This window comes from Tardiphaga alba, assembly GCF_018279705.1.
Lineage (GTDB): Bacteria > Pseudomonadota > Alphaproteobacteria > Rhizobiales > Xanthobacteraceae > Tardiphaga > Tardiphaga alba.
Genome location: NZ_CP036498.1, coordinates 931,232 through 952,981, shown reverse-complemented (window position 1 = coordinate 952,981; position 21,750 = coordinate 931,232). Strand labels below are relative to the sequence as shown.

Sequence of the window (21,750 nt, the reverse complement as noted above, 5' to 3'; positions counted from 1 at the left end):
TGCGGCGAGACAGCTCAAACATCATGCTTGCCACCCCGCCCGCCTCCCCTCATTCTGCTTCCCACGACGCCGAAAACGGCGCGTTTGAAATTTGGGGAGGACACCATGACCGCGCATCGTGCGCTGGCGGCGACGACATTTGCCGTCTCATTGCTTTTCGGCGCTTCTGCCGGAGCCCAGCAGCCCGCTAATAACGCACCGCTCAAGATCGGCATCATCGCCGACTTCGCCTCGGTCTATGCCGATATCGGCGGCCAGGGCAATGTCGAGGCGGCCAAGATCGCCATCGAGGAATTCGGCGGCAAGATGTTCGACAGACCGATCGAACTCGTCACCGCCGATCCGCTGAACAAGGCCGACGCGGCGGCGACCATCGCCCGGCGATGGTACGAGGCTGAAGGCGTCGACATGATCATCGACCTGCCGACATCCGCCACCGCGCTCGCCGCCATGGAGATGTCGAAGCAGTTCGAAAAGATCATGATCGTGACCGACGCGGCATCGTCGGATATCACCGGAAAGTCCTGCTCGCCCTATACGGCGCACTGGACCTACGACACTTATGGCAATGCGCAGACCGTCGGCAGCGCCATCGTCAAGCAGGGCGGGGATAGCTGGTACTTCATCACGGCTGACTATCTGTTCGGCCATTCCATCGAGCGTGATACCGGTGACGTGATCCGCAAGGCCGGCGGCAAGATCGTCGGCAGCTCCAAGCATCCGCTGAACACCGCGGATTTCTCGTCCTTCCTGCTGCAGGCGCAGTCGTCGAAGGCCAAGATCGTCGGCATGGCCAATGGCGGCGGCGACACCATCAACACCATCAAGCAGGCGTCGGAGTTCGGCATCGTGGCCGGCGGCCAGAAGCTCGCGGGCATCGTGATGTTCATCTCGGACATCCACTCGCTCGGCCTCAAGATGGCGCAGGGCCTGATCATCACCGAAGCCTATTACTGGGACCTCAATGATCGCACCCGCGCCTTCGGCAAAAAGTTCTTCGACAAGATGAAGCGGATGCCGACCATGAACCAGGCCGCGACCTATAGCGGCGTGCTGCATTATCTGAAGTCGGTGCAAGCCGCCGGCACCCGCGCGACCAAGCCGGTGCTTGCCAAGATGCGTGAAACGCCGATCCGCGATGCCTTCACCGACAACGGCGTGCTGCGCGAGGACGGCCGCATGGTGCACAGCATGTTCCTGCTGGAAGTGAAGAAGCCGGAAGAGTCGAAATATCCGTGGGACTATTACAAGGTCCTCGCGGAAGTCCCCGGCGATCAGGTGTTCCGTCCCATGAAGGATGGCGGCTGCCAGTATGTGAAGAAGGACTGAGCCGGCGCGTTCGGCTTCGTATCGTTCCGACAGAATCGCCCGGCCCCGGCCGGGCGATTCTTGTTTGGTGCGAAGCTCCCCGAGCCTGCGCCATCCACATCAATTGAGCAGGCGGTTCTCGCGCAGGCGCGCCACCGCCATATCGGTGAAGGCGCGGACCTTGGCAGGGACATGCCGCCCTTCGGGATAGATCACATAGATCGGCAACGGCGGCTCCTCATAATCGCTAAGGACGATCTTCAGGCTACCATCCAGTAGCGCCTGGCCGATCTGATAGTGCAGCACCCGCGTCAGCCCCCAACCGGATATCGCTGTTGAAATCGCCGCCGCATTTGTATTGCATTGAAGCACCGGCTGAATGGTGACGCGTTCGTCGCCCGCAAAGCGCCATTCCGGCGATGCCCATGCGCTGGTGGACGCCACGATCCGGTGACTTTTCAGATCGCCCGGTTCGATGGGAATGCCCTTTTCAGCCAGATAGGAGGGGGCACCGCAGATCACGCGACGCACGGTGCCGACTTTGATCGCCATCAGGCCGGAGTCGGGCAAATTCCCGATGCGGATAGCGACATCGATGCCTTCCTCGACAATGTTCACCGAGCGATCGACGAACAAGGTCTTGCCGGCCATTGTCGGATAGGCATCAAGATATTCGGTGACGATCGGCAGGACGTGAAGTTGTCCGAACATCAGCGGCGCGGTCACCGTCAGCGTGCCGGACGGCTTCGCATAGGAGCCGGCAGCGGCAGCTTCCGCCTCCGATATCTCGTTGAGAATGCGACGACAGTCCTCGAAATACCGGGCGCCCCCTTCGGTCAGTTTGACGGAGCGCGTGGTGCGGACGAACAGTCGGGTCCCGATGGTCTCCTCGAGACCTGCCACCGCGCGCGTCACGGCCGGCGCGCTCATATGAAGCGATCGCGCGCTTTCGGCAAAGCTGCCGGTCTCGGCGACCTTCACGAAAATGCGCATCGCCTGCCAACGATCCATGTCTCGTCCCTGCTATCGATCCATTCCCAAATGAGCTTCTGCCCCTAGCACAATGCTACGCGATTGGATCGAAAGATTTGATGGCAAAGGCCTCGATCGCTGCGCAGACCTCTGGCGATATACCCGCTTTGACGGCCTTGTCCCGCGTTGCTGCAATCAAGGCCGGATCGGTGAAACGCGCTGCAATGGCCAAGGCCATTGCGAATGAGGTCAAAGCGTCGAAGCTCGATCCCCGGCGCGCCAGGTCGATCTCCGCGCCGGTCATGCCGGATTGTCGTGCAGCGTCTTCCTGCTGCTGCCTGTCCTGCAGGTCCTCACTGTTCGCCGTGAGGGCCAGTGCAATGGACCGACACACGCGCTCGTCCATGATGAAACCGGACATGCCCTTCTCCCGGAAGCCCGCCTCATATGGCGATGTGAATGCGGCTGGCATCCTGATCCCCGGACGTCCGGTCATCATGTCCCGCGGGAACGGCACAACAAATCAGAACTTCATTGTCAGCCAGCTCGATGGAAGGCTCCGTCGTATAGGTGACGTCGCCGGCCAGAAGCATCGCTTTGCAGGTCCCACAATTGCCGGCACGGCAGCTATAATCCGGGCTGAGCCCACGGGCCTCCGCGAGTTCAAGCAAAGTCCCCGAACCCGGCGCCCACGTGGCCTCCTTCATGGAATCGGTGAACACGACATGGACCGGCACCGATGACGGTGGGCGGCGGGCCGGCGCCAGAGCCGGCCCATCGACCTTGCGTATCATCGAGGCCGGGCCGAACGCTTCGGCATGGATGCGCGCGTCCGGAATCTTCGACGCTCTCAGCTCGTCATAGATCGCCTGCATGAATGGCGGCGGTCCGCAGAGATAGAAATCATAATCCGCGATCGGCATAAAGCGGGACAGGAGCGCCGCATCGATGCGTCCCGCGGCATCATAGTCCGCGCCTTCCTCTGCATCCGAGACATCACTGAGAACCCGGAGGATGCGCACGGCTCCGCCAGCCGCCTCTTCGAGGTCGTGCAGTTCATTGAGGAAGGCGCGATCCGCCTTCGAGCGGGCTGCCTGGACGACAACCGTCGGCCGCACTTTTTGAACGCGCTTTCCCTCATAAACCACATGCCGCAGCATCGCGAGCATGGGCGTAATCCCAATGCCGCCTGCCAGCAGAACGGCTGGCCGCTCTTGTGCGGGATCGATGGTGAAATCCCCCGCAGGCCCACGGGCCTCGATGATGTCGCCAAGCTTGACGTGATCATGCAGCCATTGCGACACAAGGCCGTCGCGCTTCACGCTGATGCGATAAAAATCATCCGAAGGCGCGACCGACAGTGTGTAGGTCCGGATGACCGGCTTGTCTGCGCCGTCAACTGTCACCCTGATCGGCAGATATTGTCCTGCATCATGATGGAGAAGGCCTACGCCATCGGCGGGCTGAAGATGAAATGACCTGATCGAGGCACTTTCCTCGACGATGTCGGTCACCTTGAACGGACGCCATGTATTGGCGAGCTCGGCGGCCTTCAAGCGCGCGTCGGTTTGCTGCCAGTTTCCCGTCATCAGAGAGGCCGGCGATTCCCCGTCTTTCCGCGCAATCCAGCGCAAAGCCAGCACGCCGCGCCTGAAAACCACACGGCGCGGCTTGAACGTCCAAAGCCGCTCGGCGCCCTGAAACGCCGCGATCTCGGGCGATTCCAGGACCACGGTGGCGTCGCCGGTCACCTGCAGGACATCGCCGGTCTCATAATCGGCGAACATCAATCCGGCTTTGCCATTGAGCAGAATATTGCCAAGCGTTGCGAAGAACAAGTTGCCAGCAAAGTCCGGGATGGTGAGCGTACCGTCTTCGGCGACGCGCACGAATCCAGCTTTGCCGCCGCGGCTCGAGACATCGACCTGCCGCCGGTCCTCGCGCTCGGCATAGGACGCGACAAAGAACATGTCCGCGGTTTCGATCATTTCGCGCGCATGCGCATCGAGCGCTGTCTTGTCCTCGACGTCTCCCGCAAAAATCTCCTTCGGATCCCGGGCGAATTCATAGTCGCGCAGCGCGATATAGCGCGGACAATTGCCGAAGCTTTGATCGACCTCGAAATGCAGCGCGCCATTCAGCGAGTGCCCGATGAGGCCGTTGACCCGATTTCGGCGGCGCGTATCGAAACCGATGCCGAGAATGCCAATGGCATTTCCCTCGCGCATACCTTCGCTGGCGGGATCGCTGGGATCCCGCGCGACATCGATGTCCAGCGCATGCTCGGTCGGGGATGAGATGAAACCTGGCTTGCCGACGGCCAGCATCGCCCAGGCATCGCCCGAGGCATCGACACTGCCCACTGCGATGAACGGGATCTGAGCATAGAAATCCCGGTGTTGCGCCGGCATATAGTCGCGCACGATCCGCTTGCCGAGTTCATCCATGTAGTCAGACACACCGACAGCGGTCTGGATTGCCTTCTCGCCGGGATGCCAGATATCCAATTTCGTCAGTGTGTGCTGATCGGTCATCGGTCTACCCTCATGAAAGCGTGTCGGGCACATGCCGAGACGTGCCCGACACGCGGATGATCAAGCTGCAGCTGACAGACCAGCCTTGGTCTCCGTGAAAGGCACGAAGCCCGGCAGAGCTTCGATCCGACGCAGGAAGGCCTTCACCGCGGGATAGTCCGAGAGATCGACATTCCCCTCCGGTGCGCGCGCGATATAGCTGTACAGCGCGACATCCGCGATCGTGGGGGCGTTGCCGACAAGCCAATCACGACCGGCGAGATGTGCCTCGATCCGCGCCAGCAGTGTATGCGCGCGTGAAATTACTTCTTGCGGGTTGAAACCGGCACCGAAGACGGTGATCAGCCGCGCTGCTGCAGGCCCGTAAGCAAGTTCACCGGCAGCGACCGACAGCCAACGCTGAACGGCAGCACTCCCTGCCGCATCTTCCGGAAGCCACTGGCTCTGGCCCGACTTCTTCGCGAGATAGACGAGGATCGCATTGGAGTCGGCGACGACTGTGCCATCGTCATCCAGCACAGGCACCTGGCCGAATGGATTGAGCGCCAGGAATTCAGGCTTCTTGTGCGCGCCCGACGCGAGATCGACCTCAATCACCTCGTGGGGCAAACCGAGCAGGGACGCGAACAGGCGTGCGCGATGGGCATGGCCCGACAGGGCGAAATGATAGAGCTTCATGGAAGTCGTTCCTGGATGGGATGACCGGGTCCATTCCCGATCTGCCAATGGAACTTGCGCTATCGTCCCGCCGACGAGAACGCGCTGTCTGCGCACTTCACTATTACAGCGGATGAAATGACCATATCGGCGTGCGACCGCCGGACCGTAAGCAGCGCCTATGCCACTTGCGCCTGCGCCGACGCTTCGCTGCCAAGCGTCACATTGGCCTGCGCACGCAGCAATTCCGCAATCTCGTCATTCGGCCGCGCGCGGCTGAACAGGAAGCCCTGCCCTTCGTGGCAACCTTCGCTGCGCAGGCAGGCCAGTTCAGCTTCGGTCTCGACGCCTTCCGCGGTGATGGTGACGCCGAGGCCCATGCCGAGATTGATGATCGACGACACGATCGCCTGCGCATCGCGATTGGCGCCGAGATCGCGCACGAAGGACTGGTCGATCTTGATCTTGTCGAACGGGAAGCTGCGCAGATAGCTGAGCGAGGAATAGCCGGTGCCGAAATCGTCCATGGAGATGCGCACACCGAGCGCGCGCAGCGCATGCAGCGTCGCCAGCACCTGATTGCTCTTTTCCAGCAGCAGTGTCTCGGTGATTTCGAGCTCCAGCCGCCGCGGCGGCAGGCCCGAACTCTTCAGCGCATCCATCACCACCGACAGGAGATTGCCGACCCGGAACTGCAGCGGCGACAGGTTGACGGCGACACGCACTTCGTCCGGCCAGCGCGCCGCATCGTTGCAGGCGCGGCGCAGGATCTGCGTGCCCAGCACGTTAATCAGGCCTGTGTCTTCCGCGACCGGAATGAAATCGCCCGGCGAGATCATGCCGCGTTCGGGATGTGGCCAGCGCACCAGCGCCTCGCAACCGGTGATGCGGCCGGTCTTAAGATCGATCAGCGGCTGATAATAAGGCCGCAGCTGATCATCCTGAATCGCGGCGCGCAGGTCATTCTCGATCTTGCGGCGCGCTTGCGCCTGCGCGTCCATGCCGGTCTCGAAGAAGCTGAACGTTCCCCGCGTATCGTTCTTGGCGCGCGACAGCGCCATGTCAGCGTTCTTGAGCAGGCGCTCGGATTCGTCGCCGTCGCCCGGCGCCATGGCGATACCGATACTGGCGCCGATCACGACCGAGTTTCCATCGAGCAGGAACGTCTCGCCGATCGCATCCAGCAGGCGGCGCGCCAGCAGCACAGCATCTTCGGGACGATGGATGCCGGTCTGGATGATCGCAAACTCATCCGAGTTCAAACGCGCCAGCGCATCTTCTTCGCGCAGCGAGGAGCGCAGTCGGCGCGCGACGCCGCGCAGCAGCTTGTCACCCATTTCATGGCCGAGGGAGTCATTGACGCCCTTGAAATTGTCGAGGCCGAGGAACAGCACCGCGAGCTTCTCGCCGCTGCGGCGGACATGGGACAGTGTCTCGTCCAGCCGCTGGCGCAAAAGATTGCGATTCGGCAGGCCGGTGAGCGCATCGTGATGCGCCATGAAAGCGAGCCGCATTTCGGCGCGCTTGCGCTCGGTGATGTCCATCAGCGCCAGCATCACCGCCGGCCGCTCGTTATAGACAAGCTGCCGCGAATAGATCGCGAGGTCGATCAGCGAACCGTCGGCCTTGATATGCTTCCAGGTCCGTGCCGCCTGTTCATCCGCAGCGTGATCGCCGCCCCAGGGCGGCGCAGCCTCGAAGGCCTGCAGCTGGCGGATCGTCAGCTTCTCGAATTCAGGGCGCGAATAGCCGTAATGCTCGATCGCCGCATCATTGACGCTGAGGATGCGTTCATCCTCCATGGCGCAGACGATCATCGGGACGGGGTTGCTCTCGAACAGCAGGCGGAATGATGCCTCGCGCTGCTTCAGTTCGGTGATATCGACGCGCAGGCCGACAACGCCGCCATCCTCGGTCAATCGCTCTTCGATCAGGATGACGCGACCGTCGGACAAGGTCTGCTCGTGGCGCTCACCCGGATGAAACAATTTCTCGACGCGTTCGGCGATCCACGCGTCTTCGCGGCCGAGTGCCTCCGGATAGTCGCCACGCTCGACGCCGACACGGATCGTGTCCTGCAATCTCGCCCCGGGCGAAAACTGATCGGAACTGCGATTGTAGATTTCCGCGTATTTTTTATTCCAGAGGATGTAACGCCCCTCGGAATCCAGGAACACGATGCCCTGCGGGAGGATATCGATCGCTTCGCGCAGCCGCTCGTGGGACTTGCGGGCATCCACGATGGCAGCATCCGCCTGGGCCCGCTGACGCGCGAGATCGCCGATCACCCCAATCGATTTCGGGGCAATTGCAAACGACCGCTTGGCAATCCGCTTCGTGCGCTTGAGGCGCAATCGTTGCGATGCCTTCAGTCCAGTCTTGACGGGCCGGTCCTTCGGCATCCAGATCTTACTCGCATTCTGCGTGCGACATTCTGTGCAAGAACTGTCTAAAGAAACGGTATCAACGCCCGCGTCAGCGGCAGCGAGATACCGCGACTAGTGCGCGTGCAGTGTCGCACCGCACAGCCGCGGCGGGTGATGCGCCCTCGCTTTCCTAAAGAATGGTTAAGCCGGCCATCAAAACTGTGCCATTTCAGAGCAAATCACTTGGGTTGGCCGCTATTCGAATGAGCGAAGAGTCGGAAACCCGTCATCCGGGCAACAGCGCCAATATTCGCGCCAATGGCAGGCATGGTTAGCAATGCTTTAACACGGGCAGCACACTGACACCCTGTCCCGCTGGGTTATAGTCGGGTCATGCAGCCTCGCCTGATTCTCAGCCTCACATGCCTGTCTCTCGCGCTTGCCGCCGCACCCCATGCGCTCGCGCAGACCAAAGGCACGGTCGATCCGAAACCGCTGCCGCCGCTTGCCAATCCCAATGATCCCGCGACGCCGGCCAAGGAACTGTTTGGCCGCAAGGCGCTGCCGACCCGCTCGGCTGCGCAGGTTGTCGGCTTCTATGCCAAAGGCTGCATTGCCGGCGCCGAGGCGCTGCCACTGGACGGCCCGACCTGGCAGGTGATGCGGCTGTCGCGCAACCGCAACTGGGCGCATCCGCAGATGATCGATCTGGTGCAGCGCGTCTCGGCCAAAGCCAACAGAGCGGCGGGATGGCCCGGCATTCTGGTCGGCGACATGTCGCAGCCGCGCGGCGGCCCGATGCTTACCGGCCATGCCAGCCACCAGATCGGCCTCGATGCGGATATCTGGCTGACGCCGATGCCCAATCGCCAATTGTCGCGTAACGAGCGCGAAGAGATGTCGGCCGTGATGATGGTGCGGAAGGATCGCCTCGACATCGATCCGACCACCTGGACGCCGACGCATCTGCCGGTGATCCGCGCTGCTGCGCAAGAACCGGCGGTGGAGCGCATCTTCGTCAATGCTGCCATCAAGAAGGCGCTATGCCGCGAGGCCAAGGGCGATCGCAGCTGGCTGTCGAAGGTCCGGCCGATGTATGGCCACGACTATCACTTCCACATTCGCATCAAATGCCCCGCCGGCGCTGCAGATTGCGAATCGCAGGCGCCGCCGAATGAGAGCGAAGGTTGCGCCGCCGGCGACCTCGCTTACTGGTTCAGCGACGCCGTGCTGCATCCGAAACCACCGCCAACGCCGCCCAAACCGAAGCCGCCGATGACGCTGGCGGAGATGCCCGCGGCGTGCCGGCAGGTGCTGAACGCGCCCTAATTGATTTAGGTCTATCGTCCGTGCCGCGAAATTAGGCTAAGAGATCCTGCCGTTACGCCGTAAGCGGGCGGCAGGTCGGTTTCCGGCCTACTTTTCTGTCTTGCCGGTGTCGTCTGCGGCCCGGCTCAATACTGTGAGATACCAATATGCGCATCAGTGCACGCAACCAGATCAAAGGCACCGTCCTCGAAGTGACCAAGGGCGCCACCACGTCCCACGTCCGCGTCGATATCGGCGGCGGCCAGGTCATGACCTCGTCGATCACCAACGAAGCCGTCGATGATCTCGGCCTCAAGGCCGGCGGCAAGGTCGTCGTGGTCGTGAAGGCCTCCGACGTCATGATTGCAGTGGACTGATCATGCAGGCGCGTCTGATCGTCGCGCTATGTCTGCTAAGCTCGGCACCCGCCTGGGGTGCCGAGCCGAGCGGCTGCGACAAATTCAAGTGGCCGGTCGATAAAGAACGCGCAGCACTGACGTCGCAAGACCGCCCCAACACGGCCTCGGGACTTGAACTCGCCATCCCCGCGAAAGCGGTTCTGGAGCTCAAGACGCCCGCCGATGCGAAACTGCCCCGCCCGCCCGAGCGCAAGCCGAAGGACGGCACTTTTGCCGGCTTCCTGAAATTCAAGGGCCCGCCGAAGGCTGGCGCCTATACGATCAGCCTGTCCTCCAATGGCTGGATCGATGTGATTCAGGACGGTGAACAGCTCAAGCCGATGGATCACAGCGGCGTCACCGATTGCGCGGGCATCCGCAAGGTGGTGAAGTTCGATCTCTCCGGCGGCCCTTTCGCCGTGCAGATCTCGGGCGCGACCGAGAACAGCATCAGCCTCGCGGTGCTGCCTGCGGATTGATCTGGGACACTTTACCCCCCTGATCGCTCTGAGTATTGTTGCCTCGCGATATCCCGGATGGACCGTAAGTCCCCTGGGATTGCCGGAACGGCGCTTCCGCCTGTCGCATATCCCACCCAACCAACGCCTGAAATGCGCGCGTTTTGCGCTGCGTTTACGCATGGAGCGCCACATGAATCGCTTTGCCGGACTTTTCACCGCTTTCACGATCCTGCTCGGATCGAGCTTCGTCCCTGCCCAGGCGCAGGACAAGGCCCTCACCGTTTTCGCCGCCGCGTCGATGAAGAACGCGCTGGATGAAGTGAACGCTGCCTACACTGCCAAGACCGGCGTCAAGGTCACGTCCAGCTATGCCGCGAGCTCCGTGCTTGCCAAGCAGATCGAACAGGGCGCCCCCGCCGACATCTTCATCTCCGCCGACCTCGAATGGATGGACTATGCGGCCGGCAAGAAAACCATCAAGGAAGACACCCGCGCCAACCTGCTCGGCAACAGCATCGTCCTGATCGCCGGCAAGGACTCCAAGCTCGCCGACGTCAAGATCGGCCAGGGCTTCGATCTCGCCAAGCTCGCCGGCGACGGCAAGATCGCCACCGGCGACGTCAAGTCGGTGCCGGTCGGCAAATACGCCAAGGCAGCGCTGGAAAAGCTCGGCGCCTGGATCGCGGCTGAGCCGAAATTCGCCATGGCCGAGAGCGTGCGCGCTGCACTCCTCCTCGTCTCGCGCGGCGAAGCCCCGATCGGTATCGTCTATTCCACCGACGCCAAGGTCGATCCCGGCGTGAAGATCATCGGCACCTTCCCGGCCGACTCGCATCCGGCGATCATCTATCCGGTCGCAGCGACCAGCACCGCCAAGAGCGAAGCTGCCGACTATCTCGCCTTCCTGAAGGGCTCGGCCTCCAAGACCATCATGGAGAAATACGGCTTCAACTTCCTGGCCAAGCCGACGACGTAATTTTCGCCGTCATTGCGAGCGCAGCGAAGCAATCCAGAAAGCCAAGAGCTGGATTGCTTCGTCGCTGTGCTCCTCGCAATGACGATGGAGCTTAATTCTCGCATGTTCGACATTTCTCCCGAAGAATGGACGGCGATCCTGCTCTCGATCAGGGTCGCCGTGATCGCGACGCTGATCTCGACCCCGATCGGCATCGCCGTCGCATGGACGCTGGCGCGTCGTGATTTCTGGGGCAAGCCTCTGATCGACGCCATCATCTATCTGCCGCTGGTGCTACCGCCTGTCGTCACCGGCTATCTCCTGCTCGTCATGCTCGGCAAGCGCGGCGTGCTGGGCTCCTTCCTCGCCGAACACTTCGGCATCGTCTTCGCGTTCCGCTGGACCGGCGCGGCACTCGCTTGCGGCGTGATGTCGTTTCCGCTGCTGGTGCGCCCGATCCGGCTCTCCATCGAGGCCGTGGACCGCAAGCTTGAACAGGCCGCCAGCACCCTCGGCGCCTCGCCGCTCAAGGTGTTCGTCACTGTGACACTGCCGCTTGCACTTCCAGGCGTTCTCGCCGGCATGGTGCTTGGCTTCGCCAAGGCGATCGGCGAATTCGGCGCGACCATCACATTCGTCTCCAATATTCCCGGCGAGACACAGACGATTTCCTCGGCGATCTATTCGCTGCTGCAGACACCGGATGGCGATGCTGCCGCGTCGCGGCTGGTGCTGATCTCGATCGGCATTGCGGTCGTTGCCCTGATCGCCTCAGAATGGTTTGCGCGTCGCGCGACCAAACGACTGCACGGAAACTGACATGCTGCGCGTCGATATCTTCAAACAGCTCGGCAATTTCTCACTCGAGGTCGCCTTCACCACCGAGGGCCGGGTGACCGGTCTGTTCGGTTCATCCGGCGCCGGCAAGACATCGCTGGTCAGCATCATTGCCGGCCTGGTGACGCCGGATCGCGGTGTCATCGCCATCGACAAGGCCGTGCTGTACGACCGCAGCAAGCATATCGATCTGCCCGCCTATCGGCGGCGGATCGGCTATGTGTTTCAGGATGCGCGGCTGTTTCCGCATCTTAGCGTGGCGCAGAATCTCGATTACGGCCGTCGCATGAATTTCCTCAATCGCGACGATGCCGACGAGAAGCGCATCACCGACATGCTCGATATCGGCCATCTCCTGGAGCGTCGACCCGGCGGCCTCTCCGGCGGCGAACGCCAGCGCGTGGCGCTTGGCCGTGCGCTGCTAGCCAAGCCGCGATTGCTATTGCTGGACGAGCCGATGGGTGCGCTCGATGACGCACGCAAGGCGGAGATCATGCCCTATCTGATCCGCCTGCGTGACGAAGGCGACGTGCCGATGGTGCTGGTCAGCCACGATGCCGATGAAATGCGGCAGCTGGCGACGAATGTGGTGCTGCTGAAGGGCGGCCGCGTCGTCGGCCATGGCGGCACCGATGTGCTGCCGAAATGGGTCGTGCCGGCGGCGTAACTACGCCCCCGACAAACTGGCCAGCGTCCGCTTCAGTTTCACGCGGAACACCTGTGCGCGGCTCAAACGCGGCATCGGCTGCGGATCATCTTCCGGCAGGCGCAGGCCGACCACATTCACACGTCCGCCACCGAGACTACGGGCGACAAGATCGATGCTGTCGATCGGCACCGCCGCGCCAACTTTCGGGGCGTGGTCGAGATGGATGTCGAAATAGTCCGCCAGCGTCAGCTCGGCCTGCGCGGGATCGATGGTGATGCCGTAGATTTCCGCGAGATTGCCGAGGGTGGTTTCGCCGGGGACGATGAATTCACCGAGCAGATGCGGATCGGGCGCGGTCACCGGCGGCATGTCGACGAAGAAGCGATCCAGCGACTCCGCCTTTTCCGGCGGCGCCAGCAGATAGAGATAGTCGCCGGCAGCGACCGGGGCGGCTTCTTCCGGCGTCAGGATGCGCTCGTCGCGGATCACCAGCGTCGGCTTCGACCAGGACGGGATCAGCCCGCGCTTCAGGAACAGGCTCTTCGGCCGCACCGAATAACCGACGAGCTGCTGTTCGAGCTGGCCGGGCAGATCCAGCTCGACACGCCGGGGCCCGCGATCGGTGCGCGGTAGCGCGACGTGGAGAAGCCGGGCAGCATAGCCCAGCGTCCAGCCCTGGAACAGCAGCGAGATGATGACGACGACGAAGGCGACGTCGAAATAGAGATGTGCATTGGGCAAGCCGACCAGCATCGGGATCGAGGCCAGGAAGATCGCCACCGCGCCGCGCAGACCGACCCAGGACACGAAGGCCTTTTCGCGCCAGTTGAAGCGGAACGGCTGCAGGCAGAGAAACACTGCCAGCGGCCGCGCGATCACCATCAGCACCACGGCCACGGCGACCGCCGGCAGGATGCTGCTCACCAGCCGCTCCGGCGAAACCAAGAGGCCGAGCATCACGAACATCACGATCTGCGCCAGCCAGGTGGCGGCGTCGAGGAATGTCACCACCGAATTATGCGCGCGGGTCGGTCGGTTGCCGATCACCATGCCGGCCAGATAGACGGCGAGAAAGCCGGAGGCATGGATGATCTGCGCGAAGCCGAAGATCACCAGCGCGGCCGTGCAGACGAAGGGCGCGTGCAAGCCCTGCGGCAGCGCCACGCGGTTCATCGCCGTCACCACCAGTAGTCCACCGGCCATGCCGATCACGGTGCCGAGTACGGACTCCTGCAGGAATTCCAGCACAACGGTCCCGGCCGAGGCTTCGCCGAGCGAGAGCAGCTTGACCAAAGTCAGGGTGAGAAAGACCGCGAAGGGATCGTTGGTGCCGGACTCGACCTCCAGCGTGGCGCCGACGCGCGGACGCAGGCGAAGCCCCTGGGCATGGACCAGCAGAAACACAGCCGCCGCGTCGGTCGAGGCAATCACGGCGCCGGTGAGCAGGCCCTCGGTCCAGCTCATGCCGAGCGTGTATTTGGCCACCGGGGCCGTAATCAGCGCGGTCAGCAACACGCCGACGGTCGCCAGCATCATGGAGGGCGCCAGCACGGCGCGGATTGCCTTGAAATGCGTCTTCAGCCCGCCGTCGAACAGGATCAGCGCCAGCGACACCGAGCCGACCACATAGGCGGTCTTCACGTCATCGAAATGCACGCCGCCGGGACCGGCCTCGCCGGCCGCCATGCCGATAAACAGGAAGAATAGCAGCAGTGGGGCGCCGAAGCGCAGCGCAAGCAAACTCGACAGGATGCCCGCCATCACCAGAACGGCACCGAGCAGGATCGCGATACTGACTGAGTCGAGTGAGGCCATGGGGCTCCGACGGCGGAAACGCTTGCAAATCAATGCTTATCGTCGCGGTCCGGTGAGGCCAAACGATTTTTGCGCGTCTTGTGTATGTAGGTATGATTACGGGAAACTGGAGGCTTCGCGGCAAGGATCGTGAGGGCCGTAGCCCGGATGGAGCGCAGCGCAATCCGGGGACCGGCGTTTCCACGAATTCTATGGTCCCTGCATTACGCTTCGCTCCATGCAGGCTACGGCCTCGTGCCTTGTCCATCCGGGCTACGAAAACATCGCCGCCTGTGTGAATCTCCGCTGCATTCGAATCAAACACCCGCGAGCCCCCTGCGATGTTCGACCTCACCGCTGCCCAAGCCTTCGTCCATGGCATGGCGACATCACTGGGCGCGGAATTGTCCGCGCCGTGGTTCTACCTGCAATTCGGCCTGATGCTTATCGCTGCCGGCATCGCCTATGGCGTCGGCGCGCTAGTGCGGGCGCGGGTGGACATGACATCGCTGGTGATGGGATGGCCGGCGCCGCTGCGCATGTTCATCCGCGTGCTGGTGGACAGCATCGGCACTGCTGCCTTTGTCGTCCTGACAGTCATCGCCCGCGAAATCATGCTCGGTACAACCCTGCCGGGCCGCAGCTATCTGCTGGGCGTCGTCGCGAAAATGGCGCTGGCCTGGCTGGTGATCCGACTGGTGACGAGCATCATTCACAACCCGCTGATCGTCCGGCTGGTGTCGATCTCCGCCTGGTTCGTGGCGGCGCTCAGCATCCTCAACCTGCTGGCGCCGACCATCACCTTTCTCGATGGCCCCGGCATCGATCTCGGCGGCCTCCGGCTGACGCCGCTGCTGGTGATCAAGCTGGCCGTGCTGCTGGCGCTGGCGCTGTGGGTGGCCAATCTCGTCAGCAACTTCCTCGAAAGCCGTATCCGGCAGTCGCACGACCTGACGCCGTCGGTGCAGGTGCTGCTCACCAAGCTGGTGCGGCTCTTGATGATGGTTTTCGCCGTTGCGCTGGTGATGGGCGCGGTCGGCATCAATCTGGCGGCGCTCGCGGTGTTCTCCGGCGCAGTCGGCGTCGGCATCGGCTTCGGCCTGCAGAAGATCGTCGCCAATTTCATCAGCGGCGTGATCCTGCTCGCCGATAAATCCGTGAAGCCCGGCGACCTCGTTACCATCGGCGACAGCTCCGGCCGCATCAGTGCGATGAATACGCGCTACATTTCCGTGGCTGCCGGCGACGGCCGCGAATTCCTGATCCCGAATGAGGACCTGATCACCAAGAAGGTGGTGAACTGGACCTATACGGACAAGGACACACTGGTGAAGGTGAGTTTCGGCACCAATTACGACGCCGATCCGCGCCTCGTCTGCAAGCTGGCCATCGATTGCGCCGCTGCCTCACCCCGCGCCTCGACTGTCAAACCGCCGAACTGCCTGCTCGGCGAATTCGCGGAGACCGGGATGCGCTTCTCGCTGACGTTCTGGATCGACTCGCCGGACGGCATGGATGCGGTGAAGAGCGAGGTGATGCTGGCGCTATGGGACGCTTTCAAGCGCGAGGGCATTCGCGTGCCGTATCCGGTGCGCGAGATCAAGATTCGCGGCGGCGCGCTGCCGGTGGAGACGATGACCGAAGCGACCGTATCGGAATGAACCAATGAAGCTGCCGCAAGGTCTGGTGCCGGCGACACTCATTCGCCGCTACAAGCGTTTTCTCGCCGATGTCGAACTGGCCGATGGCAGCGTGATCACGGCACATGTGGCCAATCCCGGCGCGATGATCGGGCTGCAGGCGCCCGGCGCGCGGGTCTGGCTGTCGCTGTCGGCGAGCAAGACGCGGAAGCTGCCGTATTCGTGGGAACTGGTGGAGGCCGATTTCGGCAACGGGCCGGAACTGGTCGGCGTCAACACAATCCACCCCAATGCCATCGTGGCGGAAGCGCTGGCCAGCAACGCGATCCCCGAACTGGCCGGCTATGCCGGCCTCCGCCGGGAGGTGAAATATGGCGCGAAATCGCGCGTCGATTTCCTGCTCGAACATCCGGACCGGCCGCCCTGCTATGTCGAGGTCAAGAACGTCCACATGATGCGGCAGCCGGGCCTGGCGGAATTCCCGGATTCCGTGACCGCCCGTGGCGCCCGGCATTTGGAAGAACTTGCTTCCATGGTGGCGCTGGGCGCCCGCGCCATGCTGCTGTTCGTGGTGCAGATCGGCTCCAGCCAGCGCGTGGCGGTCGCACGGGACATCGATCCCGCCTATGGGCGGGCCTTCGATATGGCGCGTGCGGCGGGTGTGGAGACGCTGGCTTACACCTGCGCAATCGACCACGGCGAGATCGTGCTGGCGGGGAAGGTGCCGGTGGAGGCGTAGCCCGGATGGAGCGGAGCGAAATCCGGGGACCGGCGACATGTTGAAGCTCTGACTCCCGGATTGCGCTTCGCTCCATCCGGGCTACGGAACTACGACCACGGAACCCGAGTCAGCCCGTGCTTGCACTACTCGCCCCAATCATTAGATTGAGGCTCCATCATCCCCTTGTCACAACATCAGATTTTCCCATGAGCTATACCGACGCCTCCGACGCCGCCCTGCGCAAGACCGGGCAGATCAAGCTGCACGGCGAATCGGCATTTGCCGGCATGCGCAAGGCCGGCGCGCTGGTCTCGGAATGTCTGGATGCGCTCACCGATCTGGTGAAGCCGGGTCTGATGACCTCGGTCATCGACGATTTCGTTCGCGAATTCGCCTTCAGCCACGGCGCCTTCCCGGCGACGCTGATGTATCGCGGCTATCGCTACTCGACCTGCACCTCGATCAACCATGTGGTCTGCCACGGCATGCCGGAAGCCCGCGCGCTGAAGGAAGGCGATATCGTCAATATCGACGTCACCTTCATCGTCGATGGCTGGTATGGCGACAGCAGCCGCATGTATGGCGTCGGCGAATTGCCGCGCAAGGCGGAGCGCCTGGTCGAGGTCACCTATGAATCGCTGATGCGCGGCATCGCGGCCGTAAAGCCCGGCAACACCACCGGCGATATTGGCCATGCGATCCAGAGTTTTGTCGAGCCGCAGGGCATGAGCGTGGTGCGCGATTTCTGCGGCCATGGCCTTGGCCGCCTATTCCATGACGAGCCGAACATCATCCATGTCGGCCGCCCCGGCGAAGGCGTGCAGCTGAAGCCCGGCATGTTGTTCACCATCGAGCCGATGATCAATCTCGGCAAACCGCATGTGAAGGTCTTGTCCGACGGCTGGACCGCGGTGACCCGCGATCGTTCATTGTCGGCCCAGTTCGAGCACACCGTGGGTGTGACCGAAACGGGCGTCGAGGTGTTCACGCTGTCGAAGCGCCACAATGAGAAGCCGCTGGCGACCTGATTTCAGATTGTCGCAGGCGGGGTCGCATTTTTAGGTTGCAAAGCTGACGAGCCACGGCATGCTCGCGAACACGCATCAGCGAGTTCGCATGCCCGCATCGTCGAACAATCTCCTGCCCGGTCTTGCCGAAGCGCCGCATTTCCACGGCCACCGGGACCGTCTGCGCGCGCGTTTCCGCAGTGCCGGCGCTGATGCCTTGAGCGACTATGAACTCCTGGAACTGGTGCTGTTCCGCGCGTTGCCGCGGCGCGACGTGAAGCCTTTGGCGAAGGCGCTGATCCAGACCTTCGGCTCCTTCGCCGAAACCGTGCATGCGCCAGATGCGCGATTGCGCGAGATCGCCGGCCTCGGCGAAGCCGCCATCACCGAGATCAAGCTGATCGCTGCCGCCTCCAGCCGCGTCGCCAAAGGTCAGTTGAAGCAGCGCACCGTGCTGTCGTCATGGGCTACGGTGATCGACTATTGCCGCACCGCCATGGCTTTCGCAGACAAGGAGCAGTTTCGCATCCTGTTTCTGGACAAGCGCAACCAGCTGATCGCCGACGAGGTGCAGCAGGTCGGCACCATCGACCATACGCCGGTCTATCCGCGCGAGGTGGTGAAGCGGGCGCTCGAACTGTCAGCGACCGCCATCATCATGGTGCACAATCATCCCTCCGGCGATCCGACACCGTCACAGGCGGACATCCAGATGACCAAGGCCGTGATCGAGGTGAGCAAACCGCTGGGCATCGCCGTGCACGACCACATCATCGTCGGCAAGCACGGTCATGCGAGCTTGAAGGGGATGAAGCTCATCTGACCTTTAGTTTCTGGCGGTCTTCACATGGTCTTCCGCTGCGCTGATGCCTTTCCTGGCCTTCAGCGTGAGAGCGGTGACTTGCGGCTTCCATTCGGCCACCATCTTTTCCGCGGCCTTGAGCTCGGCTGGAGATAGAAAGGTCGCCAGCTCGCCGACTTTCTTCCGGGGCGCCATCTCTGACAGCTTGAAATAGGCGTAGGACAAAGAGAGATCCTGCGGAGCACCCTTCCCCTCCGAATAGGCGCGGAACAGGCTGAATAGCGCGGGCGGATAGCCCTGAGCGCCCGCCATCTTCCACCATCTCAACGCCTGCTCCGAATTTCCCCGCCGGTCATAGAGATTGGCGACATCCTGCTGAGCGAGCGCATAGCCGGCCTCGGCTGCAACGAGTTTGTATTTCAACGCCTGATCTGCATCGGACGTGATGATCCCCTCGCCCTGACCGTCATAGTAACAGCCGAGCTTGTAGGCGCCGAGCGGATGGTTCGCCGCGGCCGATTTCTCGAACCAGTCGAGCGCCTGCTTGCGATCCTGCGCGGTGCCGATACCGTTATTGTACATCATGCCGATATGATACTGCGCCTCGGCATCGCCCTTCCCGGCCATCACCGCCATGGCGTCGAAAGTGTCCCTGTCGCTTGCATTGGCAGGCGGCGCGACGAGCAGAAGGCACGAAAAAAGCAGGGCAAAAAGTTTCATCTCTCCCTCCAGTCGGGTCTGAGTGAACTTCCCCTTGGTCTTCCACAACGGAAATAGGTTCGAACCAGCCGGATCAAGCCCTGCCGATGCAGGCGGGCTGTCGATCGATGCGGTAATTCACTGCCGCAGCAGCAGCAATGGGTCCGCCATATCTGGCATGCGGCGCCATTGGGCATTGTCGTCGGCTTCGAAATGCCAGGTCTCTCCTGACGCTGAGAACATCAGCAATTCGCCGCGCTCGAGGCGCCACTGGGTCGGCTTGAAATTCGCCACCAAGGGATCACAGCGCGGCTTGAGGAACAGCTGAAAATTCTCGGGGCCGGCTTCGTTGTTGGTCAAGGTCAGGCCGCAGATAGCGCGACCGTTGCCGCGGACGATGGACCAGTCGCCGATCATCGCATCCATCGTCTTCGACAATGAACGCGCAGCAGCGAGATTCTGCAGGATGTAGACGCCCTCTCCCGAACGAATGCCCTCGAAGATACCGCTTTCGACCTCGGTGAGATCGATCACCGCCTCGCCCGCGGGCGTCTGCAGCCGGACGATATCGAGACCCTTGATGTTCCAGGCAACGATGTCTTTCGTGAAAGGCAGCACCTTGGCGCAATCGGGTTCGAGTTCGAGCTTCGATCCCTGCTGCGTCGACTCCGGCTTGAGCGTGACCACGCAGGTCTTGCTGCGGTCAGTGGTGGAAAGCTCCCACTGGCCGATCATGTTCTTCTTCAGCGCCGCAGCATCCTGTGCATGCGCCGATGCGCCAATGAGCATCGCGCCGGCCAAAGCCAGCGCGAGCTGCATCATGCGAACCGGCGCGCGCATGTTCAGCGTGCCTTTACAGGCGTTTCCGGGATCGGCGTCAGGATCGGCTTGCCGCCGAACCAGAGCTTGAGATTGTCGACCACCATCTGGTCCATGGCATTGCGCGTCACCACCGAGGCGGAGCCCACATGCGGCAAAAGCACGACATTCTGCATCGCCTTCAGCTCGTCCGGCACCTTCGGCTCCTGCGCGAACACGTCGAGGCCGGCAGCGAGGATCGTGCCGGACTTTAGCGCCTGGATCAGTGCGGGTTCATCGATGACCGAACCGCGGGCGACGTTGACGATGATGCCGCGCGGGCCGAGCGCCTGCATGACTTCGGCATTGACGATATTGGCCGTCGAAGGCCCGCCGGGCGTGATGACGATCAGGGTATCGACGGCTTTCGCCATCTCGACCAGGTTCGGATAGTGCTGATACGAGACGCCCGCAGCCGGATTGCGCGAGTGATAGACCACCGGCACCAGCGACGCATCGAGGCGGCGGGCGATGGCCTGCCCGATGCGGCCCATGCCGACCATGCCGACCTTGCGATCGCGCAGCGAGCCGACAGTGAGCGGATAGCCCTGGGTCAGCCATAGGCCGGATCGGACATATTTGTCGGCCTTGATGAATTCGCGCGCGGTGGCAATGAACAGGCCGAGCGCGACGTCGGCGACTTCCTCGGTCAGCACGTCCGGCGTGTTGGTGACGATGATGCCTTTTTCGGCGGCATATTTCGCATCGATGTGATCGTAGCCGACGCCGAATGAGGAGACGATCTGGACATTCGGGTATTTCGACAGCATGGCGCTATTGACGGGCACCTGGCCGGTGACGGCGATGCCGCGGATCTTCTCGGCGACACCGGCCGGCACGCGCTCGAGATCCGGCAATGTTTCATATTTGTGCAATGTGAACTGGTCGGAGAAGCCATTCTCGACCAGCGGCTTCGACGGTCCATAAACGAGCAGATCGATCTTTTCCGAAGAGATTCCCGTCCCCATCATTTTTCCTTTCGCAGTGCACTTTCATGCCAGCGCCGCAGCATCAGATGCGACGCCAGCGCGAGCAGCATATAAATCACAATCCCGGCCACGGACAGCAACAATAGCGCTGCGAACATGCGCGGAATATTGAGGCGATAACTGGACTCGATAATGCGATAGGCCAACCCGGAGCCGGAGCCTGCCGCCCCGGCCGCGATTTCAGCCGCCACCGCCCCGATCAGGGACAGGCCGCCCGCAATGCGCAGCCCGCCAAGGATATAGGGCATGGCCGAAGGCAGTTGCAGATAGCGCAGGGTCTGCCAGCGCGAGGCGCCACTGAGCTGGAACAGGCCTTTGAGGTTGCGGTCCACCGAATTCAGCCCCAGCGTCGTATTCGCCAGCACCGGGAAGAAGGCGACGATCCAGGCACAGGCGATCACCGCGGCCTCCTGCGGCAGGTAGATCAGCATCAGTGGCGCGATGGCGATCACCGGCGTCACCTGCAGCATGACCGCATAAGGCAGCAGAGAATATTCGAGCCGTTTGGACTGGTTGAACAGCAGCGCCAGCGCGATGCCGCCGATGGCCGCGGCAATGAAACCCTCCAGCGCTGTAAGCAGCGTGACGCCGAGCGATGTGGCCAGGATCGGCCAATCGGCGATCAGGGTTTTGAGCACAAGCAGCGGCCCCGGCAGGATGTAGGGCTGGATGTCATTGATGCGGACCACGAGATCCCAAGCCACGACACCGCACAGGAACACGACCACCGGCCAGACAATCCGCGGCCAGCGTCCGCCACCGGATGCGCGCTCCACCGCGGGCAAAGGCTCCAGC

Annotated in this window: 21 protein-coding genes; 11 read left to right on the top strand and 10 right to left on the bottom strand. The window is 62.5% G+C overall.

Annotated features, from left to right (window positions below; all coding sequences use genetic code 11):
- Positions 1 to 105 precede the first annotated feature (105 nt).
- Positions 106 to 1,329 carry an ABC transporter substrate-binding protein gene (locus RPMA_RS04510; RefSeq protein WP_211911725.1) on the top strand — a complete coding sequence of 408 codons (1,224 nt, stop codon included), beginning with the start codon at positions 106 to 108 and terminating at the stop codon, positions 1,327 to 1,329.
- A gap of 99 nt (positions 1,330 to 1,428) precedes the next feature.
- On the opposite strand, the gene RPMA_RS04505 is transcribed toward RPMA_RS04510, so the two are convergent.
- The 5 genes from RPMA_RS04505 to RPMA_RS04485 form a co-directional block, all read right to left on the bottom strand.
- Positions 1,429 to 2,319 (bottom strand): LysR family transcriptional regulator, encoded by an 891-nt coding sequence (locus RPMA_RS04505; protein ID WP_211911724.1) that lies wholly within the window; start codon positions 2,317 to 2,319, stop codon positions 1,429 to 1,431.
- 55 nt (positions 2,320 to 2,374) lie between these two features.
- A complete protein-coding gene (locus RPMA_RS04500) occupies positions 2,375 to 2,701 on the bottom strand; it encodes a hypothetical protein (protein WP_211911723.1) in 327 nt (108 codons plus the stop codon).
- A 22-nt stretch (positions 2,702 to 2,723) separates the two neighbouring features.
- Positions 2,724 to 4,814, bottom strand: a complete 2,091-nt coding sequence (locus RPMA_RS04495; protein WP_211911722.1) for a 2Fe-2S iron-sulfur cluster-binding protein — start codon at positions 4,812 to 4,814, stop codon at positions 2,724 to 2,726.
- A 60-nt stretch (positions 4,815 to 4,874) separates the two neighbouring features.
- Positions 4,875 to 5,492 carry a glutathione S-transferase family protein gene (locus tag RPMA_RS04490; protein ID WP_211911721.1) on the bottom strand — a complete coding sequence of 206 codons (618 nt, stop codon included), beginning with the start codon at positions 5,490 to 5,492 and terminating at the stop codon, positions 4,875 to 4,877.
- A gap of 158 nt (positions 5,493 to 5,650) precedes the next feature.
- Positions 5,651 to 7,873, bottom strand: coding sequence for a sensor domain-containing protein (locus tag RPMA_RS04485; RefSeq protein ID WP_211911720.1), 2,223 nt, complete (start codon positions 7,871 to 7,873; stop codon positions 5,651 to 5,653).
- Between the two features lie 357 nt (positions 7,874 to 8,230).
- Between RPMA_RS04485 and mepA the strand changes: the two genes are divergently transcribed.
- From mepA to modC, 6 genes are all read left to right on the top strand, one after another.
- The gene (mepA, locus tag RPMA_RS04480) at positions 8,231 to 9,166 is read left to right on the top strand and encodes a penicillin-insensitive murein endopeptidase (RefSeq protein WP_211911719.1); all 936 of its coding nucleotides are present in this window, start codon (positions 8,231 to 8,233) and stop codon (positions 9,164 to 9,166) included.
- 146 nt (positions 9,167 to 9,312) lie between these two features.
- Complete coding sequence (locus RPMA_RS04475; protein WP_211911718.1) at positions 9,313 to 9,522, top strand: TOBE domain-containing protein; 210 nt, start codon at positions 9,313 to 9,315, stop codon at positions 9,520 to 9,522.
- Between the two features lie 2 nt (positions 9,523 to 9,524).
- Positions 9,525 to 10,022, top strand: a complete 498-nt coding sequence (locus RPMA_RS04470) for a hypothetical protein (protein WP_211911717.1) — start codon at positions 9,525 to 9,527, stop codon at positions 10,020 to 10,022.
- Positions 10,023 to 10,194: 172 nt separating this feature from the next.
- Entirely contained in the window at positions 10,195 to 10,980 is a 786-nt protein-coding gene (gene modA, locus RPMA_RS04465; RefSeq protein ID WP_211911716.1) for a molybdate ABC transporter substrate-binding protein, read from the top strand.
- Between the two features lie 102 nt (positions 10,981 to 11,082).
- Complete coding sequence (gene modB, locus RPMA_RS04460) at positions 11,083 to 11,778, top strand: molybdate ABC transporter permease subunit (RefSeq protein WP_211911715.1); 696 nt, start codon at positions 11,083 to 11,085, stop codon at positions 11,776 to 11,778.
- A gap of 1 nt (position 11,779) precedes the next feature.
- Positions 11,780 to 12,463: a molybdenum ABC transporter ATP-binding protein gene (gene modC, locus RPMA_RS04455; protein ID WP_211911714.1), complete on the top strand. Its 684-nt coding sequence runs from the start codon at positions 11,780 to 11,782 to the stop codon at positions 12,461 to 12,463.
- Here the strand turns inward: modC and RPMA_RS04450 are convergent, their stop codons facing one another.
- Positions 12,464 to 14,260 carry a potassium/proton antiporter gene (locus RPMA_RS04450; protein WP_211911713.1) on the bottom strand — a complete coding sequence of 599 codons (1,797 nt, stop codon included), beginning with the start codon at positions 14,258 to 14,260 and terminating at the stop codon, positions 12,464 to 12,466.
- Between the two features lie 320 nt (positions 14,261 to 14,580).
- Here RPMA_RS04450 and RPMA_RS04445 point away from each other — a divergent pair, with 320 nt between their 5' ends.
- The 4 genes from RPMA_RS04445 to radC all read left to right on the top strand — a co-directional run bounded on the left by RPMA_RS04445 (position 14,581) and on the right by radC (position 18,430).
- Positions 14,581 to 15,900 carry a mechanosensitive ion channel family protein gene (locus RPMA_RS04445; protein ID WP_211911712.1) on the top strand — a complete coding sequence of 440 codons (1,320 nt, stop codon included), beginning with the start codon at positions 14,581 to 14,583 and terminating at the stop codon, positions 15,898 to 15,900.
- Between the two features lie 4 nt (positions 15,901 to 15,904).
- The gene (sfsA, locus tag RPMA_RS04440; protein ID WP_211911711.1) at positions 15,905 to 16,618 is read left to right on the top strand and encodes a DNA/RNA nuclease SfsA; all 714 of its coding nucleotides are present in this window, start codon (positions 15,905 to 15,907) and stop codon (positions 16,616 to 16,618) included.
- Positions 16,619 to 16,806: 188 nt separating this feature from the next.
- On the top strand, positions 16,807 to 17,628 hold the full coding sequence (gene map / locus RPMA_RS04435; RefSeq protein WP_211911710.1) for a type I methionyl aminopeptidase: 822 nt from the start codon (positions 16,807 to 16,809) through the stop codon (positions 17,626 to 17,628).
- An 88-nt stretch (positions 17,629 to 17,716) separates the two neighbouring features.
- On the top strand, positions 17,717 to 18,430 hold the full coding sequence (gene radC, locus RPMA_RS04430) for a RadC family protein (protein ID WP_211911709.1): 714 nt from the start codon (positions 17,717 to 17,719) through the stop codon (positions 18,428 to 18,430).
- Positions 18,431 to 18,433: 3 nt separating this feature from the next.
- Here radC and RPMA_RS04425 read toward each other — a convergent pair whose 3' ends face one another.
- From RPMA_RS04425 to RPMA_RS04410, 4 genes are all read right to left on the bottom strand, one after another.
- A complete protein-coding gene (locus tag RPMA_RS04425) occupies positions 18,434 to 19,129 on the bottom strand; it encodes a tetratricopeptide repeat protein (protein WP_211911708.1) in 696 nt (231 codons plus the stop codon).
- A 117-nt stretch (positions 19,130 to 19,246) separates the two neighbouring features.
- Complete coding sequence (locus RPMA_RS04420) at positions 19,247 to 19,927, bottom strand: AprI/Inh family metalloprotease inhibitor (protein WP_408056537.1); 681 nt, start codon at positions 19,925 to 19,927, stop codon at positions 19,247 to 19,249.
- Positions 19,928 to 19,950: 23 nt separating this feature from the next.
- On the bottom strand, positions 19,951 to 20,934 hold the full coding sequence (locus tag RPMA_RS04415; protein ID WP_211913427.1) for a 2-hydroxyacid dehydrogenase: 984 nt from the start codon (positions 20,932 to 20,934) through the stop codon (positions 19,951 to 19,953).
- A complete protein-coding gene (locus RPMA_RS04410) occupies positions 20,934 to 21,695 on the bottom strand; it encodes an ABC transporter permease (RefSeq protein WP_408056536.1) in 762 nt (253 codons plus the stop codon). Before RPMA_RS04410 ends, RPMA_RS04415 begins: the two co-directional genes overlap by 1 nt.
- Between the last annotated feature and the right edge of the window lie 55 nt (positions 21,696 to 21,750).

Coding starts and splice junctions, on each gene's coding strand:
- RPMA_RS04445 (WP_211911712.1), top strand. CDS start 14,581: ATGTTCGACCTCACCGCTGCCCAAGCCTTCGTCCATGGCATGGCGACA.
- RPMA_RS04485 (WP_211911720.1), bottom strand. CDS start 7,873: ATGCCGAAGGACCGGCCCGTCAAGACTGGACTGAAGGCATCGCAACGA.
- RPMA_RS04490 (WP_211911721.1), bottom strand. CDS start 5,492: ATGAAGCTCTATCATTTCGCCCTGTCGGGCCATGCCCATCGCGCACGC.
- RPMA_RS04420 (WP_408056537.1), bottom strand. CDS start 19,927: ATGCAGCTCGCGCTGGCTTTGGCCGGCGCGATGCTCATTGGCGCATCG.
- RPMA_RS04450 (WP_211911713.1), bottom strand. CDS start 14,260: ATGGCCTCACTCGACTCAGTCAGTATCGCGATCCTGCTCGGTGCCGTT.
- modA (WP_211911716.1), top strand. CDS start 10,195: ATGAATCGCTTTGCCGGACTTTTCACCGCTTTCACGATCCTGCTCGGA.
- RPMA_RS04415 (WP_211913427.1), bottom strand. CDS start 20,934: ATGGGGACGGGAATCTCTTCGGAAAAGATCGATCTGCTCGTTTATGGA.
- RPMA_RS04475 (WP_211911718.1), top strand. CDS start 9,313: ATGCGCATCAGTGCACGCAACCAGATCAAAGGCACCGTCCTCGAAGTG.
- RPMA_RS04505 (WP_211911724.1), bottom strand. CDS start 2,319: ATGGATCGTTGGCAGGCGATGCGCATTTTCGTGAAGGTCGCCGAGACC.
- map (WP_211911710.1), top strand. CDS start 16,807: ATGAGCTATACCGACGCCTCCGACGCCGCCCTGCGCAAGACCGGGCAG.
- sfsA (WP_211911711.1), top strand. CDS start 15,905: ATGAAGCTGCCGCAAGGTCTGGTGCCGGCGACACTCATTCGCCGCTAC.
- RPMA_RS04425 (WP_211911708.1), bottom strand. CDS start 19,129: ATGAAACTTTTTGCCCTGCTTTTTTCGTGCCTTCTGCTCGTCGCGCCG.
- modC (WP_211911714.1), top strand. CDS start 11,780: ATGCTGCGCGTCGATATCTTCAAACAGCTCGGCAATTTCTCACTCGAG.
- radC (WP_211911709.1), top strand. CDS start 17,717: ATGCCCGCATCGTCGAACAATCTCCTGCCCGGTCTTGCCGAAGCGCCG.
- RPMA_RS04470 (WP_211911717.1), top strand. CDS start 9,525: ATGCAGGCGCGTCTGATCGTCGCGCTATGTCTGCTAAGCTCGGCACCC.
- RPMA_RS04495 (WP_211911722.1), bottom strand. CDS start 4,814: ATGACCGATCAGCACACACTGACGAAATTGGATATCTGGCATCCCGGC.
- RPMA_RS04500 (WP_211911723.1), bottom strand. CDS start 2,701: ATGTCCGGTTTCATCATGGACGAGCGCGTGTGTCGGTCCATTGCACTG.
- modB (WP_211911715.1), top strand. CDS start 11,083: ATGTTCGACATTTCTCCCGAAGAATGGACGGCGATCCTGCTCTCGATC.
- RPMA_RS04510 (WP_211911725.1), top strand. CDS start 106: ATGACCGCGCATCGTGCGCTGGCGGCGACGACATTTGCCGTCTCATTG.
- mepA (WP_211911719.1), top strand. CDS start 8,231: ATGCAGCCTCGCCTGATTCTCAGCCTCACATGCCTGTCTCTCGCGCTT.